Here is a 14,774-nt window from a genome sequence, read left to right as displayed (position 1 = left end):
AGGACCCTATCCCCACCCGCTGACAGTCCCCCGGCCGGACCGGCGCTGACGGCGGCGATCCCTCCAGCGCTGCCAGTAGCGGCGGATCCGGGACATCACGAAGAACACCGTCACGGTGCCGAGCGCGAGCAGCACGGCCGCGACGACCGACGCCGCGACCGGGTGGAACAGCGCGAGCACGATGACCCCGGAGACGCCGACGTCCTCGGCGAGACTGACCACGATGTTGCTCGCGGGCTCGGGCGAGGTGTTGACCCCCATCCGCAGCCCGGCCTTCACCAGGTGGCTGACCAGTGCCGTCGTCCCGCCGACCGCCCCGGCCGCCAGCTCCGGCAGCGAGCCGTTCTGGCCCGCCAGCAGGGCGGCCACGACGGCGCCCGCGATGGGCCGGATCACCGTGTGCACGGCGTCCCACGCGGTGTCGACGTACGGGATCTTGTCCGCCACCGCCTCGCAGAGGAAGAGCACGCCCGCCACGATCAGCACGTCCGGGCGCTCCAGCGCCGGGGGCACCTCGTCGCTGATCCCGGTGGCGCCCATCAGTCCGAGCAGGAAGACCACGGCATAGGCGTTGATCCCGCTCGCCCAGCCGCTGGTGAATACGAGCGGAAGAACCGACATGGGCGCTGATGCTAGCGAAGCCGTGGCCGGGACTTTGAGCGGTACCGCCCAGTACTGAGTATCCGTACCTAGACGCGCACTTGAGTACGCGCGCGGATGAGCGGCACCCCGCCGGGACGCCAAGGTGGTGTCAACGGACGGGCAAGGCGCCGGAACCGCCGGCACGGGGCGGCGGAACGGCGCGGCGCCCGGACGTGCACGGGGGCACCACGGGGGAGCGTCGCCCCGGCACGACCCGACGGGGGATCGGGCCGCACCGGGGCGACGAGCTCCCGTACTCCGCCCCGTTTTCCGCCTCTAGGTGCGGGCGTGGCCCGCGACCCTGCCCTGGAGCAGCCGGGACAGGGCGGCGTGCACGTCGTCGATCGACCGCTCCGGCTGGAACGACAGCCAGTCCAGCGCCGCCACCAGCACCATCCCGAACAGGGCGGCCGCCGTCAGCGGCACGTCGATCTCGTCGCTCAACTCGCCCTCCTCCACGGCCGCTTGCAGCGTCCGTTCCACGACGGCCACCGCCTCCTTGCGCAGCACCATCAGCGTGTCCTGCCACGCCCGGTTGGTGCGCCACAGCTCGGCCACGTACAGCTGCGTGAAGGACGGGTACTCGGCGATGAACACCAGGCCCGCGCGGATCATCGCGTCGATCGCGTCCACATGGGTGCCGCCACGGGCGCCCACGCTGTCGCCCGCCTCCTTCAGCGAGGTGGTGAGCAGGCCGACGCCGTGCCGCAGCAACTCCTCGAAGAGCTCGTTCTTGCTGGCGAAGTTGTAGTAGACCGTGCCTTTGGCCACGCCGGCGCGCTCGGCGATCTCGTCCACCGTGGTGGCCGAGAAGCCCTGCTCGGCGATGAGGGTGACCGCGGCCTGGAAGAGCTTCTGCCGGGTGGCCTGGCGTCGTGCACTGTTCATGACGACGATTGTCTCCGTCTTTGCCGCCGGGGCGTCACAGGGACAGCTCCGGGTGCAGGCGGGCCGGCGTCCAGACCTGCTTGCGGCGCGCCGACCAGGCGGTGAGAGCCAGCGCACCGGCCGTGAAGGCCGCCAGCACCAGGCAGGCCCGCCACACCGGCCCCAGACCGCCGCCCGTGATGAGGTGCCGCAGTCCCTCGACGACGTAGCTCATCGGCAGGAACGGGTGGACGGCGTTGAAGAAGCCCGGGCTGGTCTGCACGGGGTAGGTGCCCCCGGCCGAGGTCAGCTGGAGCATGAGCAGCGCCAGCACCAGCACGCGGCCCGCCGGGCCGAAGCGGGCGTTCAGCCACTGCACAAGCGCGCCGAAGCAGGCGGTCACCAGCACCAGGAAGCCGATCGTGCCCCAGGCGCGGGCCATGTGGAGGCCGACGGCCCAGTGCAGTACGGCCATGAGCGCGAGCGTCTGCAGGACGCCGATGGCGACGACCGGCAGCCAGCCCGCCACCGCGATGCGCCACGCGGGGGCGCCCGCCGCCATGGCGCGCTTGCTGAGCGGCTGCAGCAGCATGTAGGCGACCATGGCGCCCACCCAGAGGGAGAGCGGGATGAAGTAGGGGGCGAAACCGGTGCCGTAGTTGGGCGCCTTGTGCAGGGCGCCGGACGCCAGCCGCACCGGGTCGGCCATCACCTTGGTGCGGTCGTCGCGGTCCTTGGTGCCGTAGTCGGGGATCTGGGCGGCGCCGTCGTGGAGGCCGTCGGCGAGCTGTCCGCTGCCGTCGGTGAGCCGGGTCAGGCCGCTGGTCAGCCGGTTGCTGCCGTCCGACAGCCGGTACATGCCGCCGGCCAGGCCGTTCGCGCCGGAAGACAGGTCGGTCAGTCCGCTGTCGAGGCTGCCGGCGCCCGCCGTGGCGGTGTGCAGACCGTTCGAGACCTTCCTGGCACCGTCGTTGAGCTCGTTGACGCCGTCGACGGCGCTTTGCAGCTTGCCGGCCAGGTGCGGGTCGGACAGGTCCGTGGCGACGGAGTGCAGCGTGCCCAGGTCGCCTCGGAGGCCGTCCAGTTGCGCGCCGTGAGCGCGGACATAGGTGTCGAGCCGGCCGGCGATCCGCACCACCTCGTCCGCGGCGTCCCCGGCCTTGTCCAGCGCCCGGCACTCGGGGGTGACGGCGCCGAGCGGGCACTGCTGCTCGTAGGCTCCGTGCACCTGGGCGGCGGCCGCCTTGGCGTCGGTGACGGCGCGTTCGGCCTGCCCGGGCAGGTCACCGAGGCCGTCCTTCGCGGCCTGGGACCCCTGCGCGACGAGCCGCGCCACCGCGTTGATCTCTTTGACGTGCTTCTTGACGAAGGTCAGCTCGTCGGACGCGCCGTTGACCTTGTCGGCGAGTGTCTGGGTGCCCGCCGCCACGCGGCCGGCGCCGGTGTCCAGCGCGTCCAGCCCCGTGGCGAGCGCGTGGCTGCCCTTCTTCGCGTCGCGGAGGCCGTTCGCAAGCCGTCTCGCGCCGTCCTCGGCGCTGCTGATGCCGGCGCCGAGCTCCTTGGAGCCGGTGCGGGCCGAACCGGCTCCCTTGGTGACGTCGTCCGCGCCGTCGGCGGCCTTCACCGTCTGTTCGTGGAGGTCGGAGAAGGAGACGAAGATCTTGTCGTAGAAGCCGCGCGACGCCTTGGTGGAGGCGGCGGAGCGCACCTCGGAGAAGACCGTGCGGGAGATCTGGCCGACGATGTAGTTGTTGGCGTCGTTCGTACGCACCTGGAGGGCGCCCGTATCGGGCCGCCGGCCCGCGCTGGAGCCGACCCGGGCGCTGAAGTCGGACGGAATGGTCAGCGAGAGGTAGTAGGTGCCGTCCTCCACGCCCTTTGCGGCCTCGGCGGCGCTGGTCTCGTGCCACTCGAAGGTGTCGCTGCGGCGCAGCCCGTCGACGATGGAGTCGCCCGCGGCGAGCCGGTCGCCGTCCACGGTGGCGCCCTTGTCGGCGTTCACCAGGGCGACCGGGATCTTGTCCAGCCGCCCGTACGGGTCCCAGAACGACCAGAGGTACAAGGCGCCGTAGAGCAGCGGCAGGAGCAGCAGCGACACCATGGCCGCGCGGGGCAGCCGTCCCCTGCCGAACCTCCTCAGCTCAAGCGCTGCCAGCCTCGGCGTGCGCATCCGCCGCCCCCTCCTCGCTCGTGGTGCCGGCGCTCCCGCCGGTCTCGGTGTCGGTGTCGGTGCCGGCCGCGGCCACGGGTGCCTGCGTGCGGACCACGACGGCGCCCTCGGGCGCCTCGGTGCAGACCGCCAGCACGGTGGTGCCGCCGGCGGCGATGCCGCGCAGCATCGCCCACGCCTGCTCGCGTTCGGCCGGGCCCAGCTTGTGGTCGGCGTCGTCGACGGCCAGGACCTCGGGGCGGCCGAGCAGCGCGAGTGCGGTGCCCAGACGCAGGGCTTCCAGCCGTTCCAGGTCGCGGGCGGCGGTGCGCTCGGCCTTGGGCAGCGTGGCCGGGTCCAGCCCGGCCGCATCGAGTGCCTCGGTGACGCGCCGCCGGCCCGCTGTCTCCCGCACCGCGCGGGGCCGCATCAGTTCGCGCAGCGAGTCGCCGAACCGCCGTTGCAGCAGCACCCGTTCGTCCAGATGCTCGCCCACGGTGAGCGCCGGATCCAGCTCGGACACCCCGTCGACGAGGCCGAGTGCGGCGACCCGCCGGACGGCGGCGAGCTGCCGGGGCAGCCGGTGCCCGGCCACCTCGGCGTGTCCCTCGCCGGCACGCATACGCCCGGTCAGCGCGAGCAGAAGGCAGGTGCGGCCGGAACCCGAGGCTCCCTCGACGGCGATCAGACTTCCTGTCGGCGCCGAGAAGGTGACGTCCCGGAACACCCAGCCCCGGGGCCCCTTGAGCCCGAACCCCTCCGCGGTGATCACTCGCCCGCCTCCCCGTTCCTGTCGGTGGTCAAAATTGCACTGACCAGTCAGTGCAAAAACGATAGCGCACTCCGTTGGGCTGTATCGAATGCGCAGGTCAGGGTGATTGTCAGAGGTGTGCTTCACGATGAGTTGCGAAGGGCCAGGAACTGTCGGACACGTCATACGAAGACAGGAGGTACGTGATGACCGCGCCAGCTCGCAGGACCGCCGCCGGCGGCGGTGCCACCGACGTCCATCCCGTGCTGCGCAGGGCCGGCGCCCCCGCGGCCGCGCTCGATCTGCTCGGCCAGGCCGCACGGGGGCTGCAGGAGGCCGCCGCGCAGGAGTCCGCCAACGACCGCTACGCCACCGCCCACTTGGCCGCGCTGCGCACAGCGGCCGCCGTGCTCGCCGTGCGCGGCCGCCCGGAGCCGACGAAGCGGCGCCGGCAGCGCATCCGCAGCGCGTGGGAGGTGCTGCCCGAGGTCGCGCCCGAACTGGCCGAGTGGAGCGCTCTTTTCGAGGCGGGTGCGCGGCGCCGGGCCCTGGCCGAGGCCGGCATACAGGGCGCCGCCACCCGGCGGGACGCCGACGATCTCGTGCGTGCGGCCGGGATGTTCCTGCGGCTTGTGGAGCGCATGCTCACGCTGCAGCCCGCCCTGCCACGGCAGCAGGTGGACCGCCCGGCTTGATCGGGAGGCTTCGCGCGGCCCACTAGAGTGGGTGCCAGGCCGGGCCGACCGGTCCCGAGCCCCGACCGCCCGCGAGGAGCCGTCCCCATGTCCCGTCCAGGAGGGGCCGAACCGCTGCGTCCCCGCGCAGCCCTGCGTACTGCCGTGGTCTGGGAGGTTCTGCGCGAGGCGCTGGACCGGCAGGCCAAGGCCGCCGGCCGGGACGTCCTCGACGTGCTCGACACCGGTGGGGGCACCGGCAACTTCGCGGTGCCGGTCGCCAGTCTGGGCCACCGCGTCACGGTCGTCGATCCCAGCCCCGACGCGCTCTTCGCCCTGGAGCGGCGCGCCGCCGAGGCCGGCGTCACCGAACGTGTCCACGGTGTCCAGGGCGATGCCCACGGACTCCCGGACGTCGTGCCCGCCGGCAGCCAGGACGTGGTGCTCTGCCATGGCGTGCTGGAGTACGTGGACGATCCCGCCGAGGGCGTCCGCAACGCCGTGGGCAGCCTGCGCCCGTCCGGGACCCTGAGCCTGCTGGCCGCCGGCCGGCACGGGGCCGTGCTCGCGCGCGCCATCGCCGGTCACTTCGCCGAGGCCCGGCACACCCTCGACGACGCCGACGGCCGCTGGGGCGAGGGCGATCCGGTACCGCGCCGCTTCACCGCCGAAGAGCTGACCGGCCTGGTCGCCGACGCGGGCCTGCGGGTCGGCGCGGTGCACGGCGTGCGGGTGTTCGCCGATCTCGTCCCCGGCGTCCTGGTGGACACCGAACCGGGCGCCCTGGAGGCACTCCTGCGACTGGAACTCGCCGCCGCCGAGCAACCCGCCTTTCACGCGGTGGCCACCCAACTGCACGTCCTGGCCGAGCGCGGCTGACACCGTCCCCCGGGCCGGGGCCCCTTACACCTTCCGGTCACCCAGCGGGAGGAGTCCGTCACACGCCCCCCGAGAACCGGTTCCGGGCCTTATGCTGGCATGACGTGGCGTTCGACGGGGAAAACCTCCCCCGTCGGATTGGCGCAGTGGGGCGGGTTTCACGGGGGCGATTCCCTGCCTATCCTGGAAGGGTCGTAACGGTCGCTCCCCCAGCGACCGACGAGTAGGAGGACTCCGTGCCGCTCTCGGAGCACGAGCAGCGCATGCTCGAGCAGATGGAGCGAGCGCTGTACGCCGAAGATCCCAAGTTCGCGTCGGCGCTTGAGGGAAGCGGGCTGCGCACCTACACCAGGCGGCGGGTCTACCTGGCTGTGGCGGGCTTCCTGGTAGGCATCGGGCTGCTGATGGCCGGCATGATCGCCCAGCAGCCGTGGATCAGTGTCGTGGGCTTCCTGGTCATGCTCGGCTGTGCCGTGCTCGCCGTCACCGGCTGGCGTCGTGCCGCGCGGCCCGGCTCCACCGCGGCCGCTGCGGGACACTCCCATCCGGGCAACCCGGGCCGCGCACGGCGTCAGTCGCGCCGCGGGATGATGGACCGTATCGAGGAGCGGTGGCAGCGCCGCCGCGACGAACAGGGTCAGTAAGGCACGGCCCACCGACTTCCAGGCCCACCGACTTCCACCGTCTTCGCCCATGGGGGCGGGATCCCGACCGGGACCCCGCCCCCATGGGCGTCCCCCCGTACGCGTCCCCGGGCTGATCGCTGTTTCGCCTTCGCCCCCTGGTCCGTCCCGCTGTGTCCTGGCGGGCCGCGAGCGGGAGAGCGGTGAAAGGTGAAAAGGGGCGGCATTCCCGTCGGGAATGCCGCCCCATCGCCGTACCTGGACCTCCTGGCCGCCCGCCCCGCTAGGGGGTGTCGCGCCGCAGCGGCCGGCGCATCGCGTCGCCGGCGCCCCGGACGCGGTCGGAGGTGCGGATCCTCCAGTCCGACCAGGCCTCGCTGAGCCGCCACACGACCCGTACTCCCGAGCGCGGCAGCATCAGCGCCCGCAGTCGGGTGAAACGGTCGGCGGAGTGCCGCAGACCGTCCATCACCAGGTGCACGTCGGCCGCGCTCCCCATCGCCGAGGCCGGCCGCGGCGAGAACAAGGCCTGCTCCACGGCGCCGGCGAGCCGCCGGGCCGCCTCCTCGCCGGGGCCCTCCAGGCCGCCTGTCCGGGCCAGCCGCGCCACCACCGCGCGCGGTGTCTCCGACTCGTCGGGCCGCAGGCCGTAGTCCCAGGCGGTGTCGGTGAGCTCCTGCCAGGCGGCCAGCGTGCGCGCGCCCTCGTGAACGCCCGGGTCGGACGGGTCCCGTCCGGTCAGCCGAAGCCACGCCGCCACGGCCGCCGGGTCCTTCCCGCCGGACAGCCGGCGCGTCCGCAGCCGGTGCCGCCACAGCAGCGGCACGAAGGGCAGCAGGACCACCAGCGCGAGCAGGATCCCGGAGCCGAACCACACGTTGCCCAGCACGTTCCCCAGGCCCTGCCAGAAGCCGCCGTCCGAGGAGCCGCTGTCGGTGGCCACGGCCAGCGGGTCGCAGTTGCCGAGCTGGATGTCCTTGGCCATGCAGGTCGGCGAGGCGGACGGGCCGCTGCTCGGGGCGGTGGTCGCGTCCTGCTGGGGGGTGTCGGGAGTGGCGCCGGCCGGGTCCGTGGTCGCGGTCTCCACGGTGTAGTCCGGGGTGGTGCCCCGGGTCGGCGTGGGCTCGAAGCGCGTCCACCCGATGCCCTCGAAGTACAGCTCGGGCCAGGCGTGCGCGTCCTTCAGCCCCACCGAGTACGTGCCGTCCGACTGGGGCGCGCCCGGGGTGAAGCCCACGGCCACCCGGGCCGGGATGCCGAGCGTCCGGGACATCGCGGCCATGGTGAAGGCGAAGTGGATGCAGAAGCCTTCCTTGTTCTGCAGGAACCGCGTGATCGCCTGCACCCCAGTGCCGGAGCGCACCGACGTGTCGTACGTGAAGGCGCCCGAGGTGAACCAGCGCTGCAGCGCCACGGCCCGCTCGTAGTCGTTGGTGGCGCCCTTGGTGACGTCCAGCGCGATGCGGTTGACCTCCTCGGGCAGCGAGTTCGGCACCTTGGTGTACTCCGCGCGCAGCTTGGCCGGGGCCGGCGGGGCGGTGGCCAACTGCGCGGCCGTCGGCTGCAGCCGCAGGCTGGTGACCTGGTACCGGGCACCGGAGGTGTTCTGCCCGCGGTCACCGATGATGGTGCGGCCCTCGGGCTCGTACCGCCAGCGGCCGTCGACACGCACCTGCTGAGCGGGGTACGGCATCGGCAGCCACATCTGCACATAGCCGCGGTCGGCCGCGATCGAGGTCTGCGTCTGCGAGGTCGCGATCTGCGGCCCGAGGCCCTGCGGAGCGGGCAGCACCTTGGGAATGTCGGTGAGGGCGCGCTGCGAGGGCTCCCACTTGTCGCCGGTGAACTGGTCGAGGGCGACGATCCGCAGGTACATGTCGGCGGAGGACTGGGCATTGGTGCGGTAGCGGAGCACCTCGCGGTCCTCGGGCTGGTTCAGGTTGTCCTGCAGGGCCACCACCGGGTTGACCGCGGCGATCGTCCCGCCGCCGCCCCCGCCACCCTGGCCCGCGCCCGCCGCCTGGAGCAGCCCGCCGCCCAGCCCGGGCGCCAGGCCCGCCAGGAGCGCGACGCCCAGTGCGACCGCGCCGATACGGTGCCCGGTGCGTACCGGTGCCACCGTGCCGCCGCCCGACAGCGCTGCGGGGCCGCCCCCGCGGTGCGGCGCGCCGCCCGCGCCGCCGAATATCCGCCCCCAGCGCGAGAGCCGGTCCCGGCCCTCGGCGAGCAGGAGCAGCAGATAGCCCACGCCGGCCAGGAGGAAGAGCCACCACTTGCTCTCGCCTCCGGACAGCCCGGCCGCGACCGAGTACAGCGCCAGCAGCGGCAGCCCCGCCGGGGCCGCGCTGCCGTAGGTGACCGCCAGCGCGTCCACGATCAGCCCGATCAGCACGACGCCGCCCACCAGCAGCAGGCGGATGCCCTCGGTGACCGGCGCCGGGATCGCGAACTGGCCCACGTCCTGCACGCCGGCGGTCAGCAGCCGCCCGAACTCGGTGAAGGCCGGGGGCCCGGGGAACACCCCGAGCACGGCCTGGTCGTGGGCGAAGAGCAGGGTCAGCGCCAGCAGCGACACGATCGCCTGCGCCGCGATCGTCAGCGGCCGGGCCAGCGGCACCCGCCGGGCCGCGGCGCCGACGCCGGTCTGCAGCAGCACCAGGAACATCGCCGCCAGGACCCACGACTTCGGTGTCGCCAGCGGCGTCAGCGCGAAGGAGGCCAGGATCGTCGCCAGCGCCGCGAACGCCGCGATCCTTCCGCGTCCGCTCATCATCGGGTCCCCGCCTCCTCCTGGGCACGGCGCCGGTCGGCGCGCTGCCACAGCTCCGCCAGACCGTCACCGTGGGAGACCGGCAGCACCGTCCAGCCGGCCTCGTGCAGCAGCCGCACGGTGCGCGCGGTGCCGTCCTGGGCGCTCTCCGCGCCCGCCGACAGGTCCGGCACAGCCGTGCCGTCGTACGCGTCGCCACTGTCCGCGCCGCCCCAGGCGTCACGGCGCAGCAGGAAGGCGACGGCCCCGCCCGCCCGCTGGCGCATCCGGGCGGCCATCGCGGCCTGCTCCTCGTCCAGGTCGCCGAAGAAGCCCACGAGCAGTCCCTCGGTGCCGGCCCGCAGCACGTCGAGCGCCCGCGACAACCCCGCGCCGTCGGAGTGGTCGATCACGGCCAGCGTGTCGAGCAGCGCCCCGGCCGCGTCCGAGGTGTCCGAGCCGAAGCCCTCGTTGCCGGGCACGGTGCTGCCGTTGTCGGTCAGCAGCCGTACCGTGTAGCCGCGCTCCAGCATGTGCATGGCGACGGACGCGGCCCCGGAGACCGCCCACTCGAAGGCCGAGTCGGGCCCGGCACCGAAGTAGGCGAGCTCCCGGGTGTCCAGCAGGACCGTGCAGCGGGCCCGGTGCGGCTGCTCCTCGCGGCGCACCATCAGCTCGCCGTACTTGGCGGTGGAGCGCCAGTGCACGCGGCGCAGGTCGTCCCCGTAGCGGTAGCCGCGCGGGATCACGTCGTCCTCGCCGGCCAGCGCCAGGGCGCGGGTGCGGCTCTCGCCGTAGCCGGAGGAGTCGCCCTTGAGCTTGACCGCGGGCAGCGGCTCGACCCGCGGCACCACGGTCAGCGTGTCCTGCGCGCTGAAGGAACGGGTCAGCTCGCACATGCCGAAGGGGTCCGTCAGCCGCAGTTGCAGGGGCCCCAGCGGATAGCGGCCCCTCAGGTCCGAGCGGACCCGGTAGGAGACCTCCCGGTGGCCGCCGGGCTCCACACGGTCCAGCACGAACCGCGGCCGCGGCCCCAGCACGTACGGCACCCGGTCCTGGAGCATCAGCAGCCCGGTGGGCAGCCGCGACACGTTGTCCACCCGCAGGTGGACCCGGGCCTCGGACATCGCCGGCACCCGCGACGGCGTCAGCCGGCGGCTGCCCGCGACGCGGTACCGCGTCCGGTGGAGCACGGTCACGCACAGCAGCGGCAGTACGGCCAGCAGCAGTCCGACGCGCAGCAGATCGGTCTGGCCGAGCACGAACGCGCAGACCGCGGCGGCCACGCCCGCCGCCAGGAAGGAGCGGCCACGGGTCGTGAGGCCACCCAGGGCGGCGCGGAGGCCGCCTTCACGCTCGGTCACGTGATGCCTCCTGCGCCCCGCCCCGTCTCGGATTCATCGGCTGCCGTACGGGTCGGGTACCGGGGTGCGCTGCACGATGTCGGCGACGACCTGCTCCGGCGTGCGCCGGTTCAACTGCGCCTGCGCCGTGGGCAGCAGACGGTGCGCCAGGACCGTGGAGACCAGGGACTGGACGTCGTCCGGGAGCACGAAGTCCCGGCCGTCCAGGGCCGCCGCCGCGCGGGCGGCGCGCACCAGGTGCAGCGTCGCGCGGGGGGAGGCGCCCAGGCGCAGGTCGGGATGGTCGCGCGTGGCGGCGACCAGGGAGACGGCGTAGTGCCGTACCGCGGCCGACACATGCACGGTGCGCACCGCTTCGACCAGCTTGACGATCTCGTGGGCGTGGGCCACCGGCTGCAGGTCGTCCAGCGGGCTGACGCCGGCGTGCACGTCCAGCATCTCCAGCTCCGCCTCCAGGCTCGGGTAGCCGATGGAGACCCGGGCCATGAAGCGGTCCCGCTGCGCCTCGGGCAGCGGATACGTTCCCTCCATCTCCACCGGGTTCTGGGTGGCGATGACCATGAAGGGGCTCGGCAGCGGGTAGGTGCTGCCGTCGATGGTGACCTGCCGCTCCTCCATCGACTCCAGCAGCGCCGACTGCGTCTTGGGCGACGCGCGGTTGATCTCGTCGCCCACGACGATCTGCGCGAAGATCGCGCCCGGCTTGAACTCGAAGTCGCGGCGCTGCTGGTCGAAGACGCTGACGCCGGTGATGTCGGACGGCAGCAGGTCCGGTGTGAACTGAATGCGCCGGACCGAGCAGTCGATCGACCGGGCCAGCGCCTTGGAGAGCATCGTCTTGCCGACGCCGGGGACATCCTCGATCAGGAGGTGTCCCTCGGCGAGCAGCACCGTCAGGGCAGTCCGTACGACCTCGGGCTTGCCCTCGATCACGTTCTCCACCGACCGTCGTACGCGGTCCGCCGTGGCGGTCAGATCGCTGAGGCTTGCTCGCGACTCATAGGTCGTCACCCGGTTCTCCTCGGCCCGTTCCTGGGGTCGCGGCCATCCCTGGACCGGCCCTCCCCGTGTTTATGGAGCATTCTCCCCTTCAACTATGCTCCGCGTCACTCGGCTTCCGTTACTCGTTCGTGATTTCCCGCAGCAAGCCGGTGTGCACGTCGAAGACAAATCCGCGCACATCGTCCGTATGGGCCAGGAACGGCGAGGTCCGCACGCGCTGTATGGACTGCCGGACGTCCTGGTCCACGTCGCGGAACGCCTCCACCGCCCAGGTCGGGCGCTGGCCCACCTCGTCCTCCAGCTCCGTGCGGAAGTCCTCGGTCAGCGACTCCAGGCCGCAGCCGGTGTGGTGGATCAGCACCACGGAGCGGGTGCCGAGGGCGCGCTGGCTGATGGTGAGCGAGCGGATGGTGTCGTCGGTGACGACGCCGCCCGCGTTGCGGATGGTGTGGCAGTCGCCGAGCTCCAGGCCGAGCGCGGCGTGCAGGTCGAGCCGGGCGTCCATGCAGGCGACGACGGCGACCTGCAGGACCGGGCGGGCGTCCATGCCGGGGTCGCTGAACTGCGCCGCGTACCTGCGGTTCGCATCGACCAGGCGTTCGGTGACTGAGGAGGTGCCGGTGCCGGCGCGGTCCACCGGCTGCTGCGCGTTTGTCGACATGGGATGACCGTAGACGGCGCGGGGCCGACACACCCGCTTGCGGGTCCGGCAAAACTCGGTCAAACGCCCGCAGTGTGAGGTAACCCACAGGCGTCGTCCCCGATCGCCCAGGCGAGTGATTCCGGTGCGGCCGCACCCCCGTACGCCCGTGCCGGGGCGGGCTTCTCGTTGACGGTGGGGCCCGGTGGAGTAAAGTGGCGCGAAGTGGTTCACCAGCCAGTGGCCGGTCAAGCGGGAGGTGCGGATGTTCCTCGGGACGTACGCGCCGCGGCTGGACGACAAGAGCCGGCTGGTCCTGCCTGCGAAGTTCCGCGAGCAGCTGGCCGACGGCCTGGTCATCACCAAGGGGCAGGAACGCTGCCTGTATGTGTGGCCCGCGGCGGGCTTCCGCGCCTGCACCGAGGAGCTCGGCAGGGCGCCGCTCACCTCGAAGGCGGCCCGGGACTACATGCGTGTGCTGTTCGCGGGGGCTCACGACGAGGTGCCCGACAAGCAGGGTCGCGTCACCCTTCCGCAGCCGCTGCGCGACTACGCGGGCCTGCGCCGGGACTGCGCCGTCATCGGTGCCAACACCCGGGTCGAGGTGTGGGACGCGACCGCCTGGGAGGAGTACCTGGCCGCCCATGAGGACGCCTTCTCGGAGTTGTCGCAGGAGGTGCCGCCCGGCCTACTGTGACCCCGCCCCCGCGCCCGCCCCGCCGCACCCCGCATCGAACCTTCCGAGGAGCCGCGCACACTCGCTGATCTAGCCTGATGGCTCACGTACGAGTACGTGACGCTCGGCCTCCTCCCGCTCTCCGGTCCGCCGGCACTCCTTCCCCGGTGCCAGGGGTCCGTCAACGAGCGGGCGGGGACCCAGTGGTACGTCCCCGGAAGTACTTGAGAAGGGCCCCATGAGCACCACCCCCTCCGAGCCACGCCACGTCCCGGTCATGCTGGACCGCTGCCTGGACATGCTGGCCCCCGCCCTGGGCGCCCCGGGCGCCGTGGTCGTGGACGCCACCCTCGGCCTCGGCGGCCACAGCGAGGCCCTGTTGCGGCGCTTCCCGGAGGCCCGGCTCGTCGCCGTGGACCGCGACCCCGCCGCGCTGAAACTGGCGGGGGAGCGGCTCGCCCCGTACGGCGAGAGGGCCACCCTCGTCCACGCCGTCTACGACGAGCTGCCCGAGGTGCTGGGCCGGCTCGGCGTGCCCAGGGTGCAGGGCATCCTGTTCGACCTCGGCGTCTCCTCCATGCAGCTCGACGAGGCCGACCGCGGCTTCGCCTACGCCCAGGACGCGCCCCTGGACATGCGGATGGACCAGAGCAGGGGCATCAGCGCCGCCGAGGTGCTCAACACCTACCCGCCGGGCGAGCTGGTCCGCGTCCTGCGCGAGTACGGCGAGGAGAAGTTCGCCCGCAAGATTGTCGAAGCGGTCGTCAGGCAACGTACTCAGGAGCCCTTCTCGCACAGCGCGCGGCTGGTCGAGCTGATCCGTGAGGCGCTTCCGCAGGCCGCCAAGCGCACCGGGGGCAATCCGGCCAAGCGCACCTTCCAGGCGCTGCGCATCGAGGTCAACGGCGAGCTGACGGTGCTCGAACGGGCGATCCCGGCCGCCGTCGCCGCCCTCGCGGTCGACGGGCGGATCGCCGTGCTGTCGTACCACTCGCTGGAGGACCGCCTGGTCAAGGGCGTGTTCGCGGCCGGCGCGGCCACCACCGCGCCCCCGGGGCTGCCGGTGGTCCCCGAGGAGTACCAGCCCCGGCTGAAACTGCTCACGCGCGGCGCCGAACTGCCGACGGAGGACGAGATCGCCGCCAACCGCCGCGCGGCCCCCGCCCGGCTGCGCGGCGCCCAGCGCATCAGGGAGGCCCGGAGATGAGACGGCGCACGGCGGCACGGTCGCCCTTCGTCCTGCTGATCGTGCTCCTGCTCGGCGGCGGCCTGATCACCCTGCTGCTGCTCAACTCCGCGGTGAACCGGGACTCCTTCAAGCTCAGCGAGCTGCAGAAGGAGACCACCCAGTACACCGACGACGAGCAGGAGCTGCAGCAGGAGGTCGACCGCTACTCCGCCCCTGACGCGCTCGACCGGCGCGCCCGCGACCTCGGCATGGTGCCGGGCGGCAACCCGGCCTTCCTCGCCCCCGACGGCTCCGTCCTCGGCGACCCGGGCCACGAGACCGACGCCCCGGTGCCCCTGCCGTCCCTGAGCACCGCCCCGGCCACGGTGGCCCCCAGCGGCTCCGCCGCCGCCTCCCTGGGCCCGGCGCCCTCCGTCAGCCCGCCCGCCGGCCCGTCCGTCAGTCCGTCCGTCACCCCCCAGGAGACGCCGTGACCACCGCCCCCGTACCGGGACGCCGGCGCACCGCGCCGTCCCGCGCCGGTGAAGGTACCGCCGCGTGGTGAGCCACGACGGCGAACCGCCCCGCAG

14 protein-coding genes are annotated in these 14,774 nt (G+C 73.1%); 6 read left to right on the top strand and 8 right to left on the bottom strand.

Annotation, left to right across the window (positions count from 1 at the left end; genetic code table 11):
- Positions 1 to 6 precede the first annotated feature (6 nt).
- The 4 genes from ACFWVC_RS27720 to ACFWVC_RS27705 all read right to left on the bottom strand — a co-directional run bounded on the left by ACFWVC_RS27720 (position 7) and on the right by ACFWVC_RS27705 (position 4,430).
- Positions 7 to 621, bottom strand: a complete 615-nt coding sequence (locus tag ACFWVC_RS27720; protein WP_384292166.1) for a DUF4126 domain-containing protein — start codon at positions 619 to 621, stop codon at positions 7 to 9.
- Positions 622 to 918: 297 nt separating this feature from the next.
- On the bottom strand, positions 919 to 1,530 hold the full coding sequence (locus ACFWVC_RS27715; protein WP_384292162.1) for a TetR/AcrR family transcriptional regulator: 612 nt from the start codon (positions 1,528 to 1,530) through the stop codon (positions 919 to 921).
- Between the two features lie 34 nt (positions 1,531 to 1,564).
- Positions 1,565 to 3,679 (bottom strand): YhgE/Pip family protein, encoded by a 2,115-nt coding sequence (locus ACFWVC_RS27710; RefSeq protein ID WP_384292158.1) that lies wholly within the window; start codon positions 3,677 to 3,679, stop codon positions 1,565 to 1,567.
- Positions 3,651 to 4,430 (bottom strand): ATP-binding cassette domain-containing protein, encoded by a 780-nt coding sequence (locus ACFWVC_RS27705; RefSeq protein WP_384292152.1) that lies wholly within the window; start codon positions 4,428 to 4,430, stop codon positions 3,651 to 3,653. The genes ACFWVC_RS27710 and ACFWVC_RS27705 overlap by 29 nt, the downstream gene beginning before the upstream one ends.
- A 185-nt stretch (positions 4,431 to 4,615) precedes the next feature.
- On the opposite strand from ACFWVC_RS27705, the gene ACFWVC_RS27700 reads away from it, so the two are divergent.
- From ACFWVC_RS27700 to ACFWVC_RS27690, 3 genes are all read left to right on the top strand, one after another.
- The gene (locus ACFWVC_RS27700; RefSeq protein ID WP_384292147.1) at positions 4,616 to 5,104 is read left to right on the top strand and encodes an SAV_6107 family HEPN domain-containing protein; all 489 of its coding nucleotides are present in this window, start codon (positions 4,616 to 4,618) and stop codon (positions 5,102 to 5,104) included.
- 87 nt (positions 5,105 to 5,191) lie between these two features.
- A complete protein-coding gene (locus ACFWVC_RS27695) occupies positions 5,192 to 5,962 on the top strand; it encodes a methyltransferase (protein ID WP_384292142.1) in 771 nt (256 codons plus the stop codon).
- Positions 5,963 to 6,198: 236 nt separating this feature from the next.
- On the top strand, positions 6,199 to 6,606 hold the full coding sequence (locus tag ACFWVC_RS27690; RefSeq protein ID WP_384292138.1) for a DUF3040 domain-containing protein: 408 nt from the start codon (positions 6,199 to 6,201) through the stop codon (positions 6,604 to 6,606).
- Positions 6,607 to 6,868: 262 nt separating this feature from the next.
- Here ACFWVC_RS27690 and ACFWVC_RS27685 read toward each other — a convergent pair whose 3' ends face one another.
- From ACFWVC_RS27685 to ACFWVC_RS27670, 4 genes are all read right to left on the bottom strand, one after another.
- Positions 6,869 to 9,355 carry a DUF3488 and DUF4129 domain-containing transglutaminase family protein gene (locus ACFWVC_RS27685; protein WP_384292395.1) on the bottom strand — a complete coding sequence of 829 codons (2,487 nt, stop codon included), beginning with the start codon at positions 9,353 to 9,355 and terminating at the stop codon, positions 6,869 to 6,871.
- A complete protein-coding gene (locus ACFWVC_RS27680) occupies positions 9,355 to 10,698 on the bottom strand; it encodes a DUF58 domain-containing protein (RefSeq protein WP_384292132.1) in 1,344 nt (447 codons plus the stop codon). The genes ACFWVC_RS27685 and ACFWVC_RS27680 overlap by 1 nt, the downstream gene beginning before the upstream one ends.
- Positions 10,699 to 10,731: 33 nt before the next feature.
- Positions 10,732 to 11,709 carry an AAA family ATPase gene (locus ACFWVC_RS27675; protein ID WP_384292129.1) on the bottom strand — a complete coding sequence of 326 codons (978 nt, stop codon included), beginning with the start codon at positions 11,707 to 11,709 and terminating at the stop codon, positions 10,732 to 10,734.
- Positions 11,710 to 11,818: 109 nt separating this feature from the next.
- On the bottom strand, positions 11,819 to 12,361 hold the full coding sequence (locus ACFWVC_RS27670) for a beta-class carbonic anhydrase (RefSeq protein WP_384292124.1): 543 nt from the start codon (positions 12,359 to 12,361) through the stop codon (positions 11,819 to 11,821).
- A 244-nt stretch (positions 12,362 to 12,605) separates the two neighbouring features.
- Between ACFWVC_RS27670 and mraZ the strand changes: the two genes are divergently transcribed.
- The 3 genes from mraZ (at position 12,606) to ACFWVC_RS27655 (ending at position 14,678) form a co-directional block, all read left to right on the top strand.
- On the top strand, positions 12,606 to 13,037 hold the full coding sequence (gene mraZ / locus ACFWVC_RS27665) for a division/cell wall cluster transcriptional repressor MraZ (RefSeq protein ID WP_384292120.1): 432 nt from the start codon (positions 12,606 to 12,608) through the stop codon (positions 13,035 to 13,037).
- Between the two features lie 217 nt (positions 13,038 to 13,254).
- On the top strand, positions 13,255 to 14,223 hold the full coding sequence (rsmH, locus tag ACFWVC_RS27660) for a 16S rRNA (cytosine(1402)-N(4))-methyltransferase RsmH (RefSeq protein WP_384292116.1): 969 nt from the start codon (positions 13,255 to 13,257) through the stop codon (positions 14,221 to 14,223).
- On the top strand, positions 14,220 to 14,678 hold the full coding sequence (locus ACFWVC_RS27655; RefSeq protein WP_384292111.1) for a septum formation initiator family protein: 459 nt from the start codon (positions 14,220 to 14,222) through the stop codon (positions 14,676 to 14,678). The genes rsmH and ACFWVC_RS27655 overlap by 4 nt, the downstream gene beginning before the upstream one ends.
- Positions 14,679 to 14,774: the final 96 nt, after the last annotated feature.

Source organism: Streptomyces sp. NPDC058691, assembly GCF_042714775.1.
Lineage (GTDB): Bacteria > Actinomycetota > Actinomycetes > Streptomycetales > Streptomycetaceae > Actinacidiphila.
This window is presented reverse-complemented; position numbering and strand designations above follow the sequence as displayed.

Coding starts and splice junctions, on each gene's coding strand:
- ACFWVC_RS27695 (WP_384292142.1), top strand. CDS start 5,192: ATGTCCCGTCCAGGAGGGGCCGAACCGCTGCGTCCCCGCGCAGCCCTG.
- ACFWVC_RS27710 (WP_384292158.1), bottom strand. CDS start 3,679: ATGCGCACGCCGAGGCTGGCAGCGCTTGAGCTGAGGAGGTTCGGCAGG.
- ACFWVC_RS27720 (WP_384292166.1), bottom strand. CDS start 621: ATGTCGGTTCTTCCGCTCGTATTCACCAGCGGCTGGGCGAGCGGGATC.
- rsmH (WP_384292116.1), top strand. CDS start 13,255: ATGAGCACCACCCCCTCCGAGCCACGCCACGTCCCGGTCATGCTGGAC.
- ACFWVC_RS27715 (WP_384292162.1), bottom strand. CDS start 1,530: ATGAACAGTGCACGACGCCAGGCCACCCGGCAGAAGCTCTTCCAGGCC.
- ACFWVC_RS27685 (WP_384292395.1), bottom strand. CDS start 9,355: ATGAGCGGACGCGGAAGGATCGCGGCGTTCGCGGCGCTGGCGACGATC.
- ACFWVC_RS27670 (WP_384292124.1), bottom strand. CDS start 12,361: ATGTCGACAAACGCGCAGCAGCCGGTGGACCGCGCCGGCACCGGCACC.
- ACFWVC_RS27655 (WP_384292111.1), top strand. CDS start 14,220: ATGAGACGGCGCACGGCGGCACGGTCGCCCTTCGTCCTGCTGATCGTG.
- mraZ (WP_384292120.1), top strand. CDS start 12,606: ATGTTCCTCGGGACGTACGCGCCGCGGCTGGACGACAAGAGCCGGCTG.
- ACFWVC_RS27700 (WP_384292147.1), top strand. CDS start 4,616: ATGACCGCGCCAGCTCGCAGGACCGCCGCCGGCGGCGGTGCCACCGAC.